Origin of the sequence: Spiroplasma ixodetis, from assembly GCF_040369795.1 — a bacterium.
Lineage (GTDB): Bacteria > Bacillota_I > Bacilli_A > Mycoplasmatales > VBWQ01 > Spiroplasma_E > Spiroplasma_E ixodetis_B.
This window is the reverse complement of the sequence record NZ_AP028955.1, coordinates 734,041-752,809: the sequence shown is the minus strand read 5'-3', so window position 1 is coordinate 752,809 and position 18,769 is coordinate 734,041. Positions and strand designations below refer to the sequence as shown.

Genomic DNA, 18,769 nt, shown 5'->3' with positions numbered 1-18,769 from the left:
TATTAGCACTAAAAAATTTATAAATATTATTATTGACAATTGATTAAATTTATTTACGGAATATGTCTTTAGTATATATTGACGAATCCGGAATTGATGATAATGAATTTTATAAATATGGTTGATCTGAAAAAGGATGGATGGGTTACACTTTATTGGGCACTAATTAAGTAGACAAGTGAACAAATTAGTTAAAAGAAAGGAATTATAATTATGGCCAATATTAACTCATATTCAGATGAATTTAAAAAACAAATAGTAGCTTTATATCAAAGTGGTAAGTCAGTGTCTTGTCTTGCTAAAGAGTACAATGTTACAAGAGCAGCTACTTATAATTGAATTAAGCAATTTACTAATTCAGGTAGTTTTAAAATCAAAGATAACCGTTCTGTTGAAGAAAATGAATTAATTAAATTAAGAAAAGAATTAAAACAATTAAGAATGGAAAATGATATTTTAAAGCAAGCAGCACTAATAATAGGCAAAAAATAGAAATTATTACTAAAAATAAAGTTAAATATAAAATTCGTACAATGTGTCGTTTTTTAAAAATCTCTAAATCAACATATTATTTTAATTTCAAGAAAAAAGAATATAAAATTCAAAATAATATGTATGATGAAGCTGTTATTAGTGCTTTTAAAGAAAATAAAGAAGCTTATGGAACAAGAAGATTAAAAGTTGTTCTAAAAGAAAAGAAAATTAATTTATCAATACGAAAAATTAAAAAAATTATGAATAAACATAATTTAATATCAAAATACACTAAATTATCATACAAAAATTATCATAATAAAGTCAATGATAGTCAAATTACTAATCTTGTTAATAGAGACTTTAATAATAGGCTTAAAAATGAAGTTATTGTTAGTGATTTAACTTATGTTCAAGTTAATGGTAAATGAAACTATATTTGCTTATTAATCCACCTGTACAATCGCGAAATTATTGGACATAGTTTAGGTACTAAAAAAGATGCATCATTAGTATATCAAGCATTTATGTGCTCAAATCGTTGTTTAAAAAATATTCAAATATTTCATAGCGATCGCGGTAATTAATTTAATAATAAAACTATTGATAAACTTTTATTAGCCTTCAATATCACCCGCTCTTTAAGCAAAAAAGGTTGTCCTTATTATAACGCCGTTGCTGAAGCAACTTTCAAAACAGAATTTATTAATGATAAAAATTTTACATCATTAACCCAATTAAAATTAGAATTATTTGATTATATCAATTGATACAACAACATAAGAATCCACAGCACTCTAAACTACTTAATCCCCATAAAACACCAAGCACAAATGTCTACCAAAAAACAGTCCTAAAAAGGGTTGCCATTCCAAGGTAAAAGATTATTTGATAATAAACCCGCATATAAAATAAAAAGAATGAGTATAATTGGTTCACTAAATAAAGGTAAATTAAAATCCCTATGAGCATTTGAAGGACATTGCAACAGTAAAATTTTTGAATCATATGTAAAAAATATACTAATTCCAGTATTAAAGCGTGGACAAATTATAGTTTTAGATAATGCAACGTTTCATAAATCTAAATTAACACAACAATTAATTGAAAATGCTGGATGCAAACTATTATTTCTTCCACCATATTCTCGTAATTTAAATCCAATTGAACATTTTTGATTTGCTATAAAACATAATATAAGAAAAATATTACCAAATTATTGACCAAATATTAAAAAAGCTATTGATTTTGTTTTTCAAGATATGAGTAAACATTACTTTAGTTAGCTATATGTTAATGGTTCAACAAAAGAAACATTAAATAATTATTTCTTCTTTGATGAAGTTCATCCAACAACATTAGTGCATCAAGCAGTTGCTGAAGATCTTTATAATTTAGTTGAAAAGTGATAATGTTTTAAAACATTAGATATAACAATTAGTATATAAGATAAAAGTTCAAATTTGGAATATTATCAAAAAAGAAAGTGTTTTCCGAATATTGAAACACTGAATAATCTTAAAAAAGTTTATTATTGAGGAAAAAATAAAAGTGTGATTATATATGAAACATTATGATATTATAACATTAACATAAAATATATTAATAATTTTGTGAGGTTGAAAAAATGGTTTATATTGTTCATGGTCAAGATGAGTATTTAGTAAGAAAAAATATTGAACAATTAATTAAAAAAAATCATAAAAAAGAAAATTATGATTATAATCTATATGAATTACAAGAAGATACAATTGTTAATATTATTAATGAAATTCAAATTATGAGTATATTTGAAGAAAATAAAGTAATCGTAATTAATGATAGCAGTAATTTATGGCAAAAATATATTAAAGAAAAAAAAATTGTTAATGCTTTGCTTAATCATAATCAAAAAACAATGATAATTATTAAAAGTTTAAATGTTGATTTTAAAATTAGTAGAGAATTTCAACAATTTAATATTATCAAAATTAAAAATTATACAAAATCACAATTATTATTATTAATTAATAAAGTTTGCAATAGTTTTAAAGTTAACATTACTAAAGAAGCGACTAATTTTCTTTTAGAATACTTGCCAAATGATGTCAGTATTATTTTAAATGAGTTATCAAAATTAAGGTTAATTGGAAAAAAAATAACTTCAGATATTATTATTGAGGTGGTTCCTAAATATTTTGAAACAAATATTTTTAAAACTGTTGAATATATATTAAAAAAAGATTATAACAATTTTTGAACACAATATAACTATTATAATGTTATTAATTATGATAAAATTAAATTGATTAATATTCTTGTATATCAATTAGAATTAATTAGAGATATCAAAATTTTAGTTAAACAAAAAAAAAGTAATGAAGATATTTCCGATATATTAAATATTTCTAAGTTTCAAGTAAAAATATTAGAACAATATTTAAATATTAATTTAAATATTAATAATATTTTGTTAAAATTATATGAATTAGATTACAATATCAAAAAAGGAAAGTTTAATAAAAATATTGCAATTGATTTATTCTTTTTGAATATTTAGTATATAATTATAGATGTTTTAAACTCAAGAGGTGATACATATAATGAAAAGTAATAAAAATACTGATGTTACAGAAAAAAAGTTAGTAGAAGAAAATAGTGACATTACATTGGTTAAACCAAAAGTAAAAAAAGTTACAAAGAAAAAAACCGAAAAAGTGTACTCAGAAGAAGATTTAAATATTGCATTATACTATGAAATATCAAGTACTATATATAACAGTTTAAATAATTTAATTGTTAGAAAATCTATTTTTGCTAATGAAGAACTTTTAAAAATTTTAGAATTACAAATTTCTAATTTATTTTTTCTTGAAAAAGAACTAAAAGAATTAAAAGATAAAAAGTATGCAATAGAATTTTTGCAGTTAATTTCTAATTTGGTAAATCGTAGTTTGAGTATTACTAAAAGTTCTCCTAAAAATCGTATTGAAATTCTTGAAGAGCGTAACTTATTAATAGTTACAATTACTAATATTTGTAAGACTGTGGAAAAAGAAAGTCTTGAACGAATAAGACAGTTTGATAATAATACTTTTAATGAATTAAATGATCAAATTACTGCATTAAATAATTTTAGTGATGCTGCTACTGAGGTTAAACCAAGTGTTATTGCAAATAATCAGAATGTTGATAATAATGTTGATACAAATCCTAATATTGGTGGCATTGGAAATTTAGGTAATAATTTAAATATTAATAATCTTGATAATAATATTTTAGCAAATTTAGCGAAGTTAGGTGTATTACCGCAACATCCTGCTACAAATCCTAAATTTTACCCTTATATGAATAAACCAAAATATATTCCACTTTTAAAGAAAATATTATCAGCTTTTTTCTTATTAACAACAGTACTAGCAATAGTTACTTATATACTAACTTATTTTATAGCAGGTACTTTTCAAATTAAAGATAATAGTACATCACCCGTTTATTATAATTTTGCACAACAATCAAAAACTATAGTTTTCACTATTGTTACAACAATAGTTTTAAATGGAGGTTTTTTATATTCAATTTTAAAAACACCAAAATTAGGTCGTGATTTATATTCAACATCATATTTTTTAATAGTTATTTTAATTTTTTGAATAATTTATACAATTTCAAATTTAATTTATATGACAACAGATGATTCATTATTAAGAACATTTACTTCTTTTTTAGATAAAGGTGACAAAATTAATCCTAATGCTTTACCCTGATTAAAAGGATTAGCGAATTTTAAATTTTTTCAAATATTAACATATATTACAGCAGCATCAGCAATTTTACCAATTGCTATTATACTAGTTATTGCTATTCTTAATCCAAAAATTGATCGTAATAAAATTATTAGAGCAAATTCGGAATATCAAAATGCTATTAATAATGTTTTAAGTGGTAAACCCTATGAAATCGATCCATCACTTTTTGATGATAGTTTAGATAATGATAATAAAAAAGATACAAAAGATCATAAATTTTGACGTAATAGTGATTTATTTAAATAATAAAATTAAAAAGGACTTTTAGTCCTTTTTAATTTTATTATTTTTAATTATTAGTTTTATTATGCTTGTCAACGTAATTTTGGACTTGCAACTATTGTATAAATACCAATTAATCCAAGTGCAACTCATAGATATATTCCATAAGTTGTTGTAAAAGTAAAACTTGTTCCACTTAAAGATTTAATAAATGGATCCATAGCGTATTTGAATGGATTAAAGTAAGCTGCGTATTTTAAAACAGGACTACTATTAATTAACTCAGCCGGGAAAAATACCCCACTTAAAAGTGCAAATGGAAAATAAATTACATTTGATGCTGCAACTAAAGCAGTTACTGATTTGAAAATTGAGGCTAATAACATTCCTAAACCCATTGATGAAAAGAAAATTAAGATAATAAATGGGATAGATTCTCCAATAAAATTCGCTGTTACTATATCACTTCACCCATAAGTACCACCAAACATAATTCCAACTCATAATAAAGATCATAATAATGTTGCTATCATAAAGAAAAATCAAATTATTATAACTGAAAGAACAAAGAAAATTGGTTTAATATTTGTTGCTCCAATTCGCTTCATTAAAACACTATTTTTAAAGGAAATTATCCCCACATGTACTAGTGTGGAAGAAAAAATGAATTGAAATGAATTCAATAGCATATTTCAAAATGAAAACGATTGTTTGAAATATATAGTGAAGTTGAAAGTAATGAAATGTATCAGGTGTGCTTCTTCTAGTTTGAATGTTTCTGATTTGAGAAGAATAAGATGTTTGAAATGTCATCAAACATTTATTATTCTTCATTACACCATTTTTCACAAGTCACAAACACCTTTGACATCTTGGTTTTATATCATCTTTAGATGAATAAACACAAAGCATGGTATACCATCAACAGATGTTGCAAGGGAATTGGGTGTGACATATAAAAAAGCTTGAAGAATGGGTCATGAAAACAGAACTAGAATTCGGAATCAAGATGCAGGGTTCATTGATGATGGCACAGCACAGATGGATGAAATGTATCTTTCACATGTAGGTTTTATCCAACAAGGAAGATCCTTGTTGGATAAAACCTTGATTGTTGGAGTTTATGAGAAAACCAACAACAAACTAATTGTGAAAGTATTGAAAAAAGAAGACGAGAAAAACCTTTTATGATTTGCATTGAAAAACATTTCTACTGGGTGTTGTCTATTTACGGATTCTTGGAAGGGATATGGAAGTTTCAAAAACTTCTATCACAAACATGAAATCATAAATCATGAAGTTTGGTATGTGTCATCAACAGGTGTAAACACAAACCAGATTGAATCTGAATGAAAACACGGTAATGTTTAGTAATCTGTGTAACTTACAAAAATAACTATGTTTAATTAATTCTAGTAAATAAAATTAAATAACTAGAAAGAGTGAGTTACTTATGTCTAAAAAACAAAATATTAATAATAATGATCCAATATCAAAAGCAGTAGATTTATTACTAGAAAATACTGAAGATTTAACAACAGTTTTTAAAGAGGGAGGTTTATATAAAGAATTAACAAAAAGATTAGTTGAAAAAATGTTGAATTCTGAAATGCAAAATTATTTAGGATATGAAAAAATAATAGGGACTTTCCTAAAAACTGTGTTTTTTAAATAAATTTTAGTTGTAAAATCACTAAGTTACACAGATTACTAAACATTACCACATAAGCAATGGTATAAGTTCAAAAAAATTAATAACCCAACAAGGTAAAATTGAGATTAATGTACCACGAGATCGTAATAGTAATTTTGAGCCAGTAATAGTTGCAAAAAGACAAAGAAGATTTGATGGTTTTGATCAACAAGTTCTTTCATTAGACATATTCCGTAAATAAATTTTTTAAAAGTCAATTAATAATTTAAAATTTATTTTATAATTTCTTTATTAATAAATTAATAAGGTGTTGATAAAAATGAATTTTGAAAATTTAAAAAAATTAAAAAATGAACAATTTTATAGATATTTTGGTATAAAACGTTTTCATTTTGATGAAATGTTAACAAAATTAATTGAAATAGAAAATTTAAAAAAAACTAAAGGTAGAAAACATAAACTTTCAGTTGAATAAAGATTGATGATGACTTTAGTATACCGAAAAGAATATTATACTTTTTTCCAAATGAGTATTAAATATAAAATGAGTGCATCAAGTTGTTTTCGAAATATTACTTGAGTAGAAAATAAACTTAGTGATGACAAAGATTATCAGTTTTTAAAAACAAAATATAAATCAAAAATTGAGAAAAAACAAGAAGATTTAAATGAATTTCAATTTTATTTAATTGATTCAACTGAAATTGAAATTGAAAGACCAACTAAAAAAAACTACAGTTAGAATATTTTTCTGGTGAAAGTTGAATGTTTTCTATAAAATTTCAAATTATATATGACTTTTTTAATAAAAAAATTGTTGATATTTTTGCTGATAATGGAAAAGTACATGATTTTCAAATATTAAAAAATTCAAATCTTGAATTTTCAGAAAAAACAATAATTATTGGTGATTTGGGATATCAAGGAATACAAAATATTTATAAAAATACTATATCACCAATTAAAAAAACTAAAAATAAAAAATTAACTAAACAAGAAAAAATCTACAATAAAATTATTTCAAAAATTAGAATTAAAGTTGAACATGTTTTTGTTTTATTAAAAAGATTCAAAATTTTAATAAATAAATGTAGAAAAAGTATATTTATACTTATGTACTTAAGATTTAACTTACTTTGTGAAATTTTTAATAAAAAAAACCATTAAAATAAAAAAATATTTTTAATATTTTTTTAAAAATTTAAATTTTTATCAAGTTAATATAAAAATAATATTAACAATTTTTGTGTTTGAAATATAAATTTATTTTTAAAGTATTTTTTTAAAAATATTAACTTCTATAATTATTAACACTAAAAAATTTATAAATATTATTATTGACAATTGATTAAATTTATTTACGGAATATGTCTATTATATGCCAAAGGCATGACTTTATCAGATATTAGAATGCAGTTACAAGAGTTATATCATGGTGCTGATATTAGTGAAAGTGTTATTAGTCAAATTACTGATGATGTTATTGATGATGTTAAAGCATGACAAAATCAGCCATTAGAAATTGTTTATCCGATTGTTTATTTTGATTGTATAGTAGTTAAAGTACGACAAGATAAAAGCGTTATTAACAAATCAGTTTATATAGCACTAGGAGTTGATTTAGAAGGTAAAAAAGATATTTTAGGTTTATGAATTAGTGAAAATGAAGGTTCTAAGTTTTGATTATCTAATTTCACAGAAATGAAAAATCGAGGCTTAAATGATATTCTTATTGCTTGTAGTGACAATTTAACAGGAATGTCAGAAGCAATACAATCAGTTTATCCTAAAACCGAACATCAATTATGCATAGTTCATCAAATTAGAAATAAGACATATTCCGTAAATAAATTTTTTAAAAGTCAATTAATAATTTAAAATTTATTTTATAATTTCTTTATTAATAAATTAATAAGGTGTTGATAAAAATGAATTTTGAAAATTTAAAAAAATTAAAAAATGAACAATTTTATAGATATTTCGGTATAAAACGTTTTCATTTTGATGAAATGTTAACAAAATTAATTGAAATAGAAAATTTAAAAAACTAAAGGTAGAAAATATAAACTTTCAGTTGAAGAAAGATTGATGATGACTTTAGTATACTGAAAAGAATATTATACTTTTTTCCAAATGAGTATTAAATATAAAATGAGTGCATCAAGTTTTTTTTGAAATATTACTTGAGTAGAAAATAAACTTAGTGATGACAAAGATTATCAGTTTTTAAAAACAAAATATAGCTAACTAAAGTAATGTTTACTCATAAATAATGTAAAATAATAATATGTAATTTAAACAGTTTTTTAATTGAAAAGTACAATTCAGTAATATTTAAAATAGATTAGGAAGATTAAATTATGCCAAAACCATACAGTGAAGACTTACGAAGAAAAGTAATAGAAGCCTATGAAAGTAAAAACATGAAAATTAAAGAAATTTGTAAAGTGTTCAATATTACTAGAAAGACTTTATTCTTATGAAGAAAAATAAAAAAAGAAACTGGGCATATAAAACCAATTTTGAATTATCAAAAAGGACATAGCCACAAAATAAAGGATTTAGATGAATTAAAAAATTATTTAGCGCAAAATAAAGATGTTACAGTTCAAAAAGTAATTGAAAAATTTGGTGATATGACTAAAGAAACAGTTTATAACTATTTCAAAAAACTAAATTATACATATAAAAAAACTTTTCTATATGAACAAAGAGATAAAAATAAACAAGAAAGATTTGGGACTTTCCTAAAAACTGTGTTTTTTAAATAAATTTTAGTTGTAAAATCACTAAGTTACACAGATTACTAAACATTACCGAAGATTGAAGATTATACCGAAGATATTGATTTAAAAGAAATAGCTAAAATAATGAATGAAGATTTAGTATATATTGATGAATCTGGAATTGATGATAATGAATTTTATAAATATGGTTGATCTGAAAAAGGTAAAAGATTATTTGATAATAAACCCGCATATAAAATAAAAAGAATGAGTATAATCGGTTCACTAAATAAAGGTAAATTAAAAGCCCTATGAGCATTTGAAGGACATTGCAACAGTAAAATTTTTGAATCATATGTAAAAAATATACTAATTCCAGTATTAAATCATGGACAAATTATAGTTTTAGATAATGCAACGTTTCATAAATCTAAATTAACACAACAATTAATTGAAAATGCTGGATGCAAACTATTATTTCTTCCACCATATTCTCCTAATTTAAATCCAATTGAACATTTTTGATTTGCTATAAAACATAATATAAGAAAAATATTACCAAATTATTGACCAAATATTAAAAAAGCTATTGATTTTGTTTTTCAAGATATGAGTAAACATTACTTTAGTTAGCTATATATGACCAATGTAATGAAAAATGCAGTAATAGGAGTTGAAGAAATAACAGAAAAAAAGTAGTTTTACCAACTGAAAAATTATTTGTAAATATGGATGATTGTTTTATATCTTCATTATTTGATAATAAAAAACAAAAAAATCTTATTCGAACAATTAGTGCGAATAAAGGTAAAGATTTAGAAAAATCTACTAAAAGTAGAAACGTTTTAAAAGATAAAAAAATTACTTATATGAAAACTAAAAATGGTCAAAGAATTAAAAGACAAGAATTAATTGATAAAATTTATGATTTTCTTGATTTACAATATATTCATAATAAAAGTAGTTTAGTATTTATTGGTGATGGTGCACATTGAATTAAAACTACTGCTAAAAAAGAAAATATTCCTTATGTAATTGATAGACATCATGCATTTAAAGCGCTTAAAAAAGGATTTATTTTTAATAGAAAAGTAGATAATAAAAAAATAACAAATGCATATGACTTATTTGTTAATGGTGAATATTATCCATTATTAGATTTTTTAAAAGAAAATAATGTAAATGAAGACATATATAAAAATTTTAAAAATAATAAAGAAGGCGTTATCAATCAAAAAGAAAATTGAAATCAAGGAGTTTGTGCTGAAAGTGATGTATCACATTTAGTTAAATCTTTAAAAGGATATGGTGCTAAAATTTATAATGATAAAGTACTTGATAATATGCTTTTAATTAATTCAGCAAGAATTAATAAATTAAATCTTTTACTTTAATATTTTAAAAACTTAATAAATCTAAACCTAAATAGTTAGGAATTTTTAGTTTAGATAATTTTAAAATAATAGTCTAAAATACTTGATTATATTTATAAAAAGGTATATAATTCAACCAAAAATTAATAATTTAAAGTTGTCTTTTATTTAAATAAAATTAAATTATAACTATTAACTTTACTCACACAATATTTTGATAATCATTATTAAATAATTATATAATTAATTTATAAATTTATAAATACTTTTTTTGAGTATAAAGGAGACAATATGAAAGCAAAAAAAAATATAATCAAACCAACAATAGAAAAGACAAAAACTAAAGTTGAACGACTTAATAAAACTATTAAACCAAAAGTTAAAGATGTAAAAAAAGCAACTAAAGTAAAAACGCAATCAATAAAAACTGACACTGTTAAGCCAATCATTAATAAGATGAAAGTAGATTTTGAAAAATCAAAACATATAATAAAAGAAGAAAATCAAAAAAATGTTAATAAAATTGTCGATACTAAAAATATTTTAATATCAAAAATCGATCAACCAAAACCATTTAAAACTACTGCTATTATTGGTTGTCAATGAGGTGATGAAGGAAAAGGTAAAATAACTGACTATTATAGTCAAAATTCTGATGTTATTGTTCGTTGAAGTGGTGGTGATAATGCCGGACATACAATTGTTTTTGATCATCAAAAATATAAATTAAGTATTATTCCTTCTGGTTTTTTTAATAAAGATTCATATTGTGTTATTGCTAATGGTTGTGTTGTTAATCCAGAAAAATTAGTTTCTGAAATTGAATATTTAAAAGCTGCTGGTTTTAGTTGTCAAAATTTACGAATTTCTGATCGTGCTCATATTATTTTACCTTATCATTTAGCATTTGATGAATATGAAGAAAAAATTAAGGGTGATAAAGCTATTGGAACTACTAAAAAAGGAATTGGACCTTGTTATGCTGATAAAGTTAATCGAATTGGAATTCGAATGGGTGATTTATTAGATAAGGAACGGATATTAGAATTGATTACTGATAATTTGTGAATTAAAAATAAAATATTAAAAAATGTTTATGGATATGAAAAAGAATTTAATGCGCAAACAATATATAATCGTTTATTAGAATTATTACCATACTTTAAAGATTTAATTATTGATACTGGTCAATTTTTAAATGAACAATTAGTTAGAAATAAAAAGATATTATTTGAAGGAGCACAAGGTACTTTATTAGATTTAGATCATGGTACATATCCTTTTGTAACATCTTCTAATCCAAGCGCTAGTTCAATTGCTATTGGTTCAGGTATTTCTTTAAAAGCAATTAATGAAATTATTGGTGTAACTAAAGCATACAGTACAAGAGTTGGTGCTGGTGTGTTTCCTAGTGAAGTTTTTGGTAAATTAGCAGATTATATTCGTATGACTGGTAATGAATATGGAACAGTTTCAAAAAGACCAAGAAGAATTGGATGATTTGATGCAGTTATTGCTAAGTATAGTGCACAAATTAATGGATTTACTAGTTTAGCTATTATGTTGTTAGACGTGCTTACTGGTATTGAAAAATTAAGCATTTGTACGCATTATACTTTAAATGGTGAAATAATTAGATACATACCTTCTCAAATTAATAACTTTAATAAATGTCAACCACATTTTATTACTATGCCTGGATGAAATGAAGATATTACTAATATTACTAGTTATGATGAATTACCAGAAAATGCTAAAAATTATTTAAAAAAAATTAGTGAGTTGGTGGGTGTTCCAATTATAATATTTTCTGTTGGTCCAGATCGTAAACAAACTATATTTATTAAGGAGTAAAAATGATTGAACGTTACGAAACAAAAGCAATGACTAATATTTGAAATATTAAAAATCGTTTAAACTTATGAATGAATTTTCAAATTGATGTTTGCGAATCATTACAACATTTAAATATAATTCCTCTTAAAGATTTTCAATTAATTAAAAAAAATACTAAGTTAGATATTGAATTAATGAATAAATTAGAATTAGAAACTAAGCATGATGTAGTTGCTTTTACTAGAATGTTAAGTGCTAACTTAAAAACTGAAAGTCGTTGAATTCATTATGGTTTAACTTCAACTGATATGGTTGATAGTGTCCAAAATCTACAAATAAAATTTTCAAATGAAATTATTGAAAAAGCTTTAATTACTTTAAAATTGAAATTAAAAGAGTTAGCGTTTAAATATAAAAATCAATTAGTAATTGGTCGCAGTCATGGTATTTTTGGTGAACCAACTTCATTAGGATTAAAATTTGCTTTATGATACGATGAAATAAATAGACAGTTAGTAAGGTTGGAATTAGCAAGAAAACAAGTTGAAGTTGTTAAGATTACGGGTGCTATGGGTAATTTTGTTCATATTTCGCCAAAAGTTAGTGAATTTATTGCCAAAAAATGAAAAATGGAAGTTGACAGTTGTGCTACGCAGGTAGTACAACGTGATCGTTTGATTTTTTTAATTACACAATTAAGTTCAATTGCTACAACAATTGAAAAAATAGCTTTAGAAATTCGTTTGAGTCAACGTAGCGAAGTTAATGAACTTTTAGAGGGATTTTATATTTCACAAAAAGGTTCAAGTTCAATGCCACATAAAAAAAATCCAATTGGTTCTGAAAATATTTGTGGTTTAGCAAGATTAGTTCGAAGTTATAATAGTTTAGTATATGAGAATAATTTATTATGGTATGAACGTGATATCTCACATAGTTCTAATGAACGCATTATGTTACCTGATATTTATCATATATTGGATTTTATTATTAATAGAATGACAAATATTTTAGATAATTTAGTGATTAATACTAGTGCTATGGCAAATAATATTGCTAAAGCTAATGAACTTTATTTTTCACAAGTAGTTTTATTGGCTATTATTAAAAATAATCCAAAAATAACACGTGAAATTGCTTATGATTTTATTCAAAAATGCACTTTAGAAGCACAAAATAAAATGATTAATTTTAAAGATGTATTAATAAATAATAATATTAATCAATATTTAACTAGTGAACAGTTAAATGAATGTTATAATAATAATATTTTTTTAATAAATGTTGATTATATTTTTAAAAAAGTTTTTAAAGATAAATAATGTTTAATATTAAATTTAATTAGCATTTAATTTATTAATTTTTGTTTTTTTATTTTATCTAATAATCAATAAATATAAAAGATTAAGAAAATATTGTAATTAGTCACTAGATTATATCAGTTTAAGGAGTGAAAATTATGAAGAAATACAAAATCAATAATAGTTTTCCTTTTATAAATCAACATTTTAATTTTATTACAAGCCATGATGATAATGAAGAACATTTTTATGATGTTTTAGATGATCGATACTTAAAAGATAATGTAGAATTAGATATTAATTTATTAAAAAAGAAAATTAATAAAATAAAAATAATATTATATTATATTAGTAATAAGAAATATAAATGTGAAAAAACATTGCAGTCATATATTAAAAAACAATCTATATTTCTTTCTTATAATATAAATAGTCTTAAAAAATTAGAAATTTTCGAAAAACAAAAAACAAGTAAAATTTTTAAATTTAAAATTAAATTAGTTAATTTTTTAACTTTTGGTTATTATAATTTTGAAAAAAAACAAATTAACAAAATAGTATGCTAAAAAGTTAATATAAGTAATCAAAAAGAAGAATTGAAAAAGGTGGGATTAAAAATTTTAAAACTTAATAATATTTTAGAAAAAATAGAAAAAGAAAAAAGAAGACAATGAGAAAAAAATGATCTTTTGAGACATTGATATTATTTTGCAATTTCAAGAAAATTACAAAATCAACCATTAATGAGTAATGGTAATCAGTATTTACCAATAAATAATTTTGATAATAGACATATTCCGTAAATAAATTTAATCAATTGTCAATAATAATATTTATAAATTTTTTAGTGTTAATAATTATAGAAGTTAATATTTTTAAAAAAATACTTTAAAAATAAATTTATATTTCAAACACAAAAATTGTTAATATTATTTTTATATTAACTTGATAAAAATTTAAATTTTTAAAAAAATATTAAAAATATTTTTTTATTTTAATGGTTTTGTTTTATTAAAAATTTCACAAAGTAAGTTAAATCTTAAGTACATAAGTCTAAATATACTTTTTCTACATTTATTTATTAAAATTTTGAATCTTTTTAATCCAGCAAAAACATGTTCAACTTTAATTATAATGGTAATGTTTAGTAATCTGTGTAACTTACAAAAATAACTATGTTTAATTAATTATAGTAAATAAAATTAAATAACTAGAAAGAGTGAGTTACGTATGTCTAAAAAACAAAATATTAATAATAATGATCCAATATCAAAAGCAGTAGATTTATTATTAGAAAATACTGAAGATTTAAAAACCGTATTTAAATAGGGAGGTTTATATAAAGAATTAACAAAAAGATTAGTTGAAAAAATGTTGAATTCTGAAATGCAAAATTATTTAGGATATGAAAAAAATCAACATAATACTAGTGATAATGCTCGCAATGGTATAAATTCAAAAAAAATAATAACCCAACAAGGTAAAATTGAGATTAATGTACCACGAGATCGTAATAGTAATTTTGAGCCAGTAATAGTTGCAAAAAGACAAAGAAGATTTGATGGTTTTGATCAACAATTTCTTTCATTAGACATATTCCGTAAATAAATTTAATCAATTGTCAATAATAATATTTATAAATTTTTTAGTGTTAATAATTATAGAAGTTAATATTTTTAAAAAAATACTTTAAAAATAAATTTATATTTCAAACACAAAAATTGTTAATATTATTTTTATATTAACTTGATAAAAATTTAAATTTTTAAAAAAATATTTTTAATATTTTTTTATTTTAATGGTTTTGTTTTATTAAAAATTTCACAAAGTAAGTTAAATCTTAAGTACATAAGTCTAAATATACTTTTTCTACATTTATTTATTAAAATTTTGAATCTTTTTAATCAAGCAAAAACATGTTCAACTTTAATTCTAATTTTTGAAATAATTTTATTGTAGATTTTTTCTTGTTTAGTTAATTTTTTATTTTTAGTTTTTTTAATTGGTAATATAGTATTTTTATAAATATTTTGTATTCCTTGATATCCCAAATCACCAATAATTATTGTTTTTTCTGAAAATTCAAGATTTGAATTTTTTAATATTTGAAAATCATGTACTTTTCCATTATCAGCAAAAATATCAACAATTTTTTTATTAAAAAAGTCATATATAATTTGAAATTTTATAGAAAACATTCAACTTTTACCAGAAAAATATTCTAACTGTAGTTTTTTTTAGTTGGTCTTTCAATTTCAATTTCAGTTGAATCAATTAAATAAAATTGAAATTCATTTAAATCTTCTTGTTTTTTCTCAATTTTTGATTTATATTTTGTTTTTAAAAACTGATAATCTTTGTCATCACTAAGTTTATTTTCTACTCAAGTAATATTTCGAAAACAACTTGATGCACTCATTTTATATTTAATACTCATTTGGAAAAAAGTATAATATTCTTTTCAGTATACTAAAGTCATCATCAATCTTTCTTCAACTGAAATTTTATATTTTCTACCTTTAGTTTTTTTAAATTTTCTATTTCAATTAATTTTGTTAACATTTCATCAAAATGAAAACGTTTTATACCAAAATATCTATAAAATTGTTCATTTTTTAATTTTTTTAAATTTTCAAAATTCATTTTTATCAACACCTTATTAATTTATTAATAAAGAAATTATAAAATACATTTTAAATTATTAATTGACTTTTAAAAAATTTATTTACGGAATATGTCTATTATATGCCAAAGGCATGACTTTATCAGATATTAGAATGCAGTTACAATAGTTATATCATGGTTCTGATATTAGTGAAAGTGTTATTAGTCAAATTACTGATGATGTTATTGATGATGTTAAAGCATGACAAAATCGGCCATTAGAAAGTGTTTATCCGATTGTTTATTTTGATTGTATAGTAGTTAAAGTACGACAAGATAAACGCATTATTAACAAATCAGTTTATATAGCACTAGGAGTTGATTTAGAAGGTAAAAAAGATGTTTTAGGTTTATGAATTAGTGAAAATGAAGGTTCTAAGTTTTGATTATCTAATTTCACAGAAATGAAAAATCGAGGCTTAAATGATATTCTTATTGCTTGTAGTGACAATTTAACAGAAATGTCAGAAGCGATACAATCAGTTTATCCTAAAACCGAACATCAATTATGCATAGTTCATCAAATTAGAAATAGTTTAAAATATGTTTCATACAAACATAGAAAATCACTAGTTACAGATTTAAAACCAATTTATAGTGCATGTAGTGAAGAACAAGCAATGCAAGCTTTAGAATCTTTTGAAAGTAAATGAAATAAACAATATCCTCAAATCGCTAAATCATGATATAAAAATTGAGATAATTTAATGGTTTTTATTAGTTATCCTGCAGAAATCAAAAGAGTGATTTATACAACAAATGCTATTGAATCTGTTAATAGTCAATTACGAAAAGTTATTAGAAATAAAAAATTTTTTTCCAAATGATATGGCAGTTTTTAAAATATTTTACTTAGCAATTGAAAATATAACAAAAAAATGAACACCGCCCATTCAAAATTGAAATACAGCAATTGCTCATTTTATGATAAAATTTGAAGATAGAATTAATCTAAACTAGTAACTTTGTAAAAAGATACACAGATTTTTAAAAATCCTCGATCAAAACCATCAAATCTTCTTTGTCTTTTTGCAACTATTACTGGCTCAAAATTACTATTACGATCTTGTGGTACATTAATCTCAATTTTACCTTGTTGGGTTATTAATTTTTTTGAACTTATACCATTGCGAGCATTATCACTATTATTATGTTGATTTTTTTCATATCCTAAATAATTTTGCATTTCAGAATTCAACATTTTTTCAACTAATCTTTTTGTTAATTCTTTATACAAACCTCACTCTTTAAAAACTTTTGTTAAATCTTCAGTATTTTTTAATAATAAATCTACCGCTTTTGATATTGGATCATTATTATTAATATTTTGTTTTTTAGACATACGTAACTCACTCTTTCTATTTATTTAATTTTATTTACTATAATTAATTAAACGTAGTTATTTTTGTAATTTACACAGATTACTAAACATTACCAATTAGAAATAGTTTAAAATATGTTTCATACAAACATAGAAAATCACTAGTTACAGATTTAAAACCAATTTATAGTGCATGTAGTGAAGAACAAGCAATACAAGCTTTAGAATCTTTTGAAAGTAAATGAAATAAACAATATCCTCAAATTGCTAAATCATGATATAAAAATTGAGATAATTTAATTGTTTTTATTAGTTATCCTGCATAAATCAAAAGAGTTATTTATACAACAAATGCTATTTAATCTGTTAATAGTCAATTGCGAAAAGTTATTAGAAATAAAAAAGTTTTTCCAAATGATATGTCAGTTTTTAAAATATTTTACTTAGCAATTGAAAATATAACAAAAAAATGAACAATGCCCATTCAAAATTGAAATACAGCAATTGCTCATTTTATGATAAAATTTGAAGATAGAATTAATCTAAACTAGTAACTTTGTAAAAAGATACACAGATTTTTCAAAAGCATTCTTATTAAAGCAAACTTTAATAAGAATTTTTGAATTATAAAAGTAAGTATTATTGTTGACTAATATTTTACAAGTGTTAAGATTAACTCATAATTGCATATTGAAGTCAAAATTATTCTCGTCTAACTTTATAATTTTAAGACAAATTTTGATATTATCGACAACATCGGTACGCTCCCAATTTTTTCTTTATTTTTTGTTTAATAATGACGCTAATTGCGCTTTTGGTAAATTATTCATTTCATTTTGATATTGTTTAAACATATTTTTACATGTTGTAAGTTCAGTTAATGCTTCTTTTAAGTTACCTCAACCTTCAATTATGACTTTCTTTTTTTGTAATTCTTTATATTGTAGAAAGAAATTAACAATTTCATCACGTAAATGTTGTGGTACATCTTTTAGATCTTGATACTCATTAAAGCGTGGATCAGAATTAACAACACCAAATAATTTAGTATCAACTTCACCACCGTCAATCATTTTAATCATTCCTAAAATTCTAACTTCTACTAAGCAACCAGGGAAAGTTGGATAAGTAATTAAACTAATGATATCTAAAGGATCACCATCGTAATCTAAAGTTTCAGGGATATATCCATATTCACCGGGATAAAAATTAGCGCCATAAAGAACACGATCTAATATCATAGTTTTAGATTTTCAATCATATTCATATTTATTACTTGATGCTTTGGGAATTTCAACTACCATTTGCACAATGTTATTTTCACTTTTATTCATTAATACTTCATCTCCTTTTAAAAATTAATTTTATTATATAATAAATAAACGTTTTTTTATATATAATTAAAATAAT

General features: G+C 22.4%; 28 protein-coding genes and 2 pseudogenes. 24 read left to right on the top strand and 6 right to left on the bottom strand.

The annotated features are described in order from the left end of the window. Positions 1–213 precede the first annotated feature (213 nt). The 4 genes and pseudogenes from ABWV63_RS05490 to ABWV63_RS05475 all read left to right on the top strand — a co-directional run bounded on the left by ABWV63_RS05490 (position 214) and on the right by ABWV63_RS05475 (position 4,508). Positions 214–1,331: pseudogene (locus ABWV63_RS05490) on the top strand (IS3 family transposase). A gap of 6 nt (positions 1,332–1,337) precedes the next feature. Beyond that, positions 1,338–1,760, top strand: coding sequence for a transposase (locus ABWV63_RS05485; protein ID WP_353305525.1), 423 nt, complete (start codon positions 1,338–1,340; stop codon positions 1,758–1,760). A 341-nt stretch (positions 1,761–2,101) separates the two neighbouring features. Further along, complete coding sequence (holA, locus tag ABWV63_RS05480) at positions 2,102–3,013, top strand: DNA polymerase III subunit delta (RefSeq protein ID WP_353305524.1); 912 nt, start codon at positions 2,102–2,104, stop codon at positions 3,011–3,013. Between the two features lie 43 nt (positions 3,014–3,056). Next, positions 3,057–4,508, top strand: a complete 1,452-nt coding sequence (locus ABWV63_RS05475; RefSeq protein ID WP_353305523.1) for a hypothetical protein — start codon at positions 3,057–3,059, stop codon at positions 4,506–4,508. A gap of 59 nt (positions 4,509–4,567) precedes the next feature. Here the strand turns inward: ABWV63_RS05475 and ABWV63_RS05470 are convergent, their stop codons facing one another. Then, positions 4,568–5,092, bottom strand: coding sequence for an ABC transporter permease (locus ABWV63_RS05470; RefSeq protein ID WP_353305522.1), 525 nt, complete (start codon positions 5,090–5,092; stop codon positions 4,568–4,570). A gap of 55 nt (positions 5,093–5,147) precedes the next feature. On the opposite strand from ABWV63_RS05470, the gene ABWV63_RS05465 reads away from it, so the two are divergent. The 16 genes and pseudogenes from ABWV63_RS05465 to ABWV63_RS05390 all read left to right on the top strand — a co-directional run bounded on the left by ABWV63_RS05465 (position 5,148) and on the right by ABWV63_RS05390 (position 14,982). Continuing rightward, positions 5,148–5,855, top strand: a complete 708-nt coding sequence (locus tag ABWV63_RS05465; RefSeq protein ID WP_353305521.1) for an IS1595 family transposase — start codon at positions 5,148–5,150, stop codon at positions 5,853–5,855. 82 nt (positions 5,856–5,937) lie between these two features. Beyond that, complete coding sequence (locus tag ABWV63_RS05460) at positions 5,938–6,159, top strand: hypothetical protein (RefSeq protein ID WP_353305520.1); 222 nt, start codon at positions 5,938–5,940, stop codon at positions 6,157–6,159. Between the two features lie 31 nt (positions 6,160–6,190). Beyond that, on the top strand, positions 6,191–6,379 hold the full coding sequence (locus tag ABWV63_RS05455) for a transposase (RefSeq protein ID WP_353307189.1): 189 nt from the start codon (positions 6,191–6,193) through the stop codon (positions 6,377–6,379). Positions 6,380–6,457: 78 nt separating this feature from the next. Beyond that, positions 6,458–6,613 (top strand): hypothetical protein, encoded by a 156-nt coding sequence (locus tag ABWV63_RS05450; protein ID WP_353305519.1) that lies wholly within the window; start codon positions 6,458–6,460, stop codon positions 6,611–6,613. 3 nt (positions 6,614–6,616) lie between these two features. Beyond that, positions 6,617–6,880, top strand: coding sequence for a hypothetical protein (locus ABWV63_RS05445; RefSeq protein WP_353305518.1), 264 nt, complete (start codon positions 6,617–6,619; stop codon positions 6,878–6,880). 23 nt (positions 6,881–6,903) lie between these two features. Then, positions 6,904–7,305: a transposase family protein gene (locus tag ABWV63_RS05440; RefSeq protein ID WP_353305517.1), complete on the top strand. Its 402-nt coding sequence runs from the start codon at positions 6,904–6,906 to the stop codon at positions 7,303–7,305. Between the two features lie 207 nt (positions 7,306–7,512). Next, a pseudogene (locus tag ABWV63_RS05435) lies at positions 7,513–7,968 on the top strand (transposase); the annotation flags it as partial. 98 nt (positions 7,969–8,066) lie between these two features. Next, entirely contained in the window at positions 8,067–8,189 is a 123-nt protein-coding gene (locus ABWV63_RS05430) for a hypothetical protein (protein WP_353305516.1), read from the top strand. A gap of 34 nt (positions 8,190–8,223) precedes the next feature. Beyond that, positions 8,224–8,385 (top strand): hypothetical protein, encoded by a 162-nt coding sequence (locus ABWV63_RS05425; protein ID WP_353305515.1) that lies wholly within the window; start codon positions 8,224–8,226, stop codon positions 8,383–8,385. A gap of 113 nt (positions 8,386–8,498) precedes the next feature. Next, entirely contained in the window at positions 8,499–8,909 is a 411-nt protein-coding gene (locus ABWV63_RS05420) for an IS630 transposase-related protein (RefSeq protein ID WP_353305514.1), read from the top strand. A 99-nt stretch (positions 8,910–9,008) separates the two neighbouring features. Beyond that, a complete protein-coding gene (locus tag ABWV63_RS05415; RefSeq protein WP_353305513.1) occupies positions 9,009–9,497 on the top strand; it encodes an IS630 family transposase in 489 nt (162 codons plus the stop codon). Between the two features lie 95 nt (positions 9,498–9,592). Further along, the gene (locus ABWV63_RS05410; RefSeq protein ID WP_353305512.1) at positions 9,593–10,258 is read left to right on the top strand and encodes a hypothetical protein; all 666 of its coding nucleotides are present in this window, start codon (positions 9,593–9,595) and stop codon (positions 10,256–10,258) included. Positions 10,259–10,528: 270 nt separating this feature from the next. Beyond that, positions 10,529–12,091 (top strand): adenylosuccinate synthase, encoded by a 1,563-nt coding sequence (locus ABWV63_RS05405; protein ID WP_353305511.1) that lies wholly within the window; start codon positions 10,529–10,531, stop codon positions 12,089–12,091. Positions 12,092–12,093: 2 nt separating this feature from the next. Then, positions 12,094–13,395: an adenylosuccinate lyase gene (gene purB / locus ABWV63_RS05400; protein ID WP_353305510.1), complete on the top strand. Its 1,302-nt coding sequence runs from the start codon at positions 12,094–12,096 to the stop codon at positions 13,393–13,395. Between the two features lie 575 nt (positions 13,396–13,970). Then, positions 13,971–14,177, top strand: coding sequence for a hypothetical protein (locus ABWV63_RS05395; RefSeq protein WP_353305509.1), 207 nt, complete (start codon positions 13,971–13,973; stop codon positions 14,175–14,177). A gap of 568 nt (positions 14,178–14,745) precedes the next feature. Beyond that, entirely contained in the window at positions 14,746–14,982 is a 237-nt protein-coding gene (locus ABWV63_RS05390) for a transposase (protein ID WP_353307127.1), read from the top strand. 182 nt (positions 14,983–15,164) lie between these two features. On the opposite strand, the gene ABWV63_RS05385 is transcribed toward ABWV63_RS05390, so the two are convergent. Genes ABWV63_RS05385 through ABWV63_RS05375 form a run of 3 tightly spaced genes read right to left on the bottom strand, consistent with a single transcriptional unit; the run spans position 15,165 to position 16,017 of the window. After that, the gene (locus ABWV63_RS05385) at positions 15,165–15,572 is read right to left on the bottom strand and encodes a transposase family protein (protein WP_353305654.1); all 408 of its coding nucleotides are present in this window, start codon (positions 15,570–15,572) and stop codon (positions 15,165–15,167) included. A 23-nt stretch (positions 15,573–15,595) separates the two neighbouring features. Then, on the bottom strand, positions 15,596–15,859 hold the full coding sequence (locus tag ABWV63_RS05380; protein ID WP_353306697.1) for a transposase family protein: 264 nt from the start codon (positions 15,857–15,859) through the stop codon (positions 15,596–15,598). Beyond that, complete coding sequence (locus ABWV63_RS05375) at positions 15,844–16,017, bottom strand: hypothetical protein (RefSeq protein ID WP_353307126.1); 174 nt, start codon at positions 16,015–16,017, stop codon at positions 15,844–15,846. The genes ABWV63_RS05380 and ABWV63_RS05375 overlap by 16 nt, the downstream gene beginning before the upstream one ends. Before the next feature lie 149 nt (positions 16,018–16,166). On the opposite strand from ABWV63_RS05375, the gene ABWV63_RS05370 reads away from it, so the two are divergent. Together ABWV63_RS05370 and ABWV63_RS05365 are read left to right on the top strand one after the other, a co-directional pair. Next, the gene (locus ABWV63_RS05370; protein WP_353307188.1) at positions 16,167–16,880 is read left to right on the top strand and encodes an IS256 family transposase; all 714 of its coding nucleotides are present in this window, start codon (positions 16,167–16,169) and stop codon (positions 16,878–16,880) included. Then, on the top strand, positions 16,867–16,998 hold the full coding sequence (locus ABWV63_RS05365; protein ID WP_353307125.1) for a hypothetical protein: 132 nt from the start codon (positions 16,867–16,869) through the stop codon (positions 16,996–16,998). The genes ABWV63_RS05370 and ABWV63_RS05365 overlap by 14 nt, the downstream gene beginning before the upstream one ends. Here the strand turns inward: ABWV63_RS05365 and ABWV63_RS05360 are convergent. Next, the gene (locus ABWV63_RS05360) at positions 16,985–17,380 is read right to left on the bottom strand and encodes a transposase (RefSeq protein ID WP_353307124.1); all 396 of its coding nucleotides are present in this window, start codon (positions 17,378–17,380) and stop codon (positions 16,985–16,987) included. The genes ABWV63_RS05365 and ABWV63_RS05360 overlap by 14 nt on opposite strands. 89 nt (positions 17,381–17,469) lie before the next feature. Here ABWV63_RS05360 and ABWV63_RS05355 point away from each other — a divergent pair, with 89 nt between their 5' ends. Both ABWV63_RS05355 and ABWV63_RS05350 read left to right on the top strand, forming a co-directional pair. Then, positions 17,470–17,685, top strand: a complete 216-nt coding sequence (locus ABWV63_RS05355; RefSeq protein WP_353307187.1) for a transposase — start codon at positions 17,470–17,472, stop codon at positions 17,683–17,685. 51 nt (positions 17,686–17,736) lie between these two features. Next, on the top strand, positions 17,737–17,910 hold the full coding sequence (locus ABWV63_RS05350; RefSeq protein ID WP_353307123.1) for a hypothetical protein: 174 nt from the start codon (positions 17,737–17,739) through the stop codon (positions 17,908–17,910). Positions 17,911–18,138: 228 nt separating this feature from the next. On the opposite strand, the gene ABWV63_RS05345 is transcribed toward ABWV63_RS05350, so the two are convergent. Then, complete coding sequence (locus ABWV63_RS05345; protein ID WP_353307121.1) at positions 18,139–18,693, bottom strand: inorganic diphosphatase; 555 nt, start codon at positions 18,691–18,693, stop codon at positions 18,139–18,141. Positions 18,694–18,769: the final 76 nt, after the last annotated feature.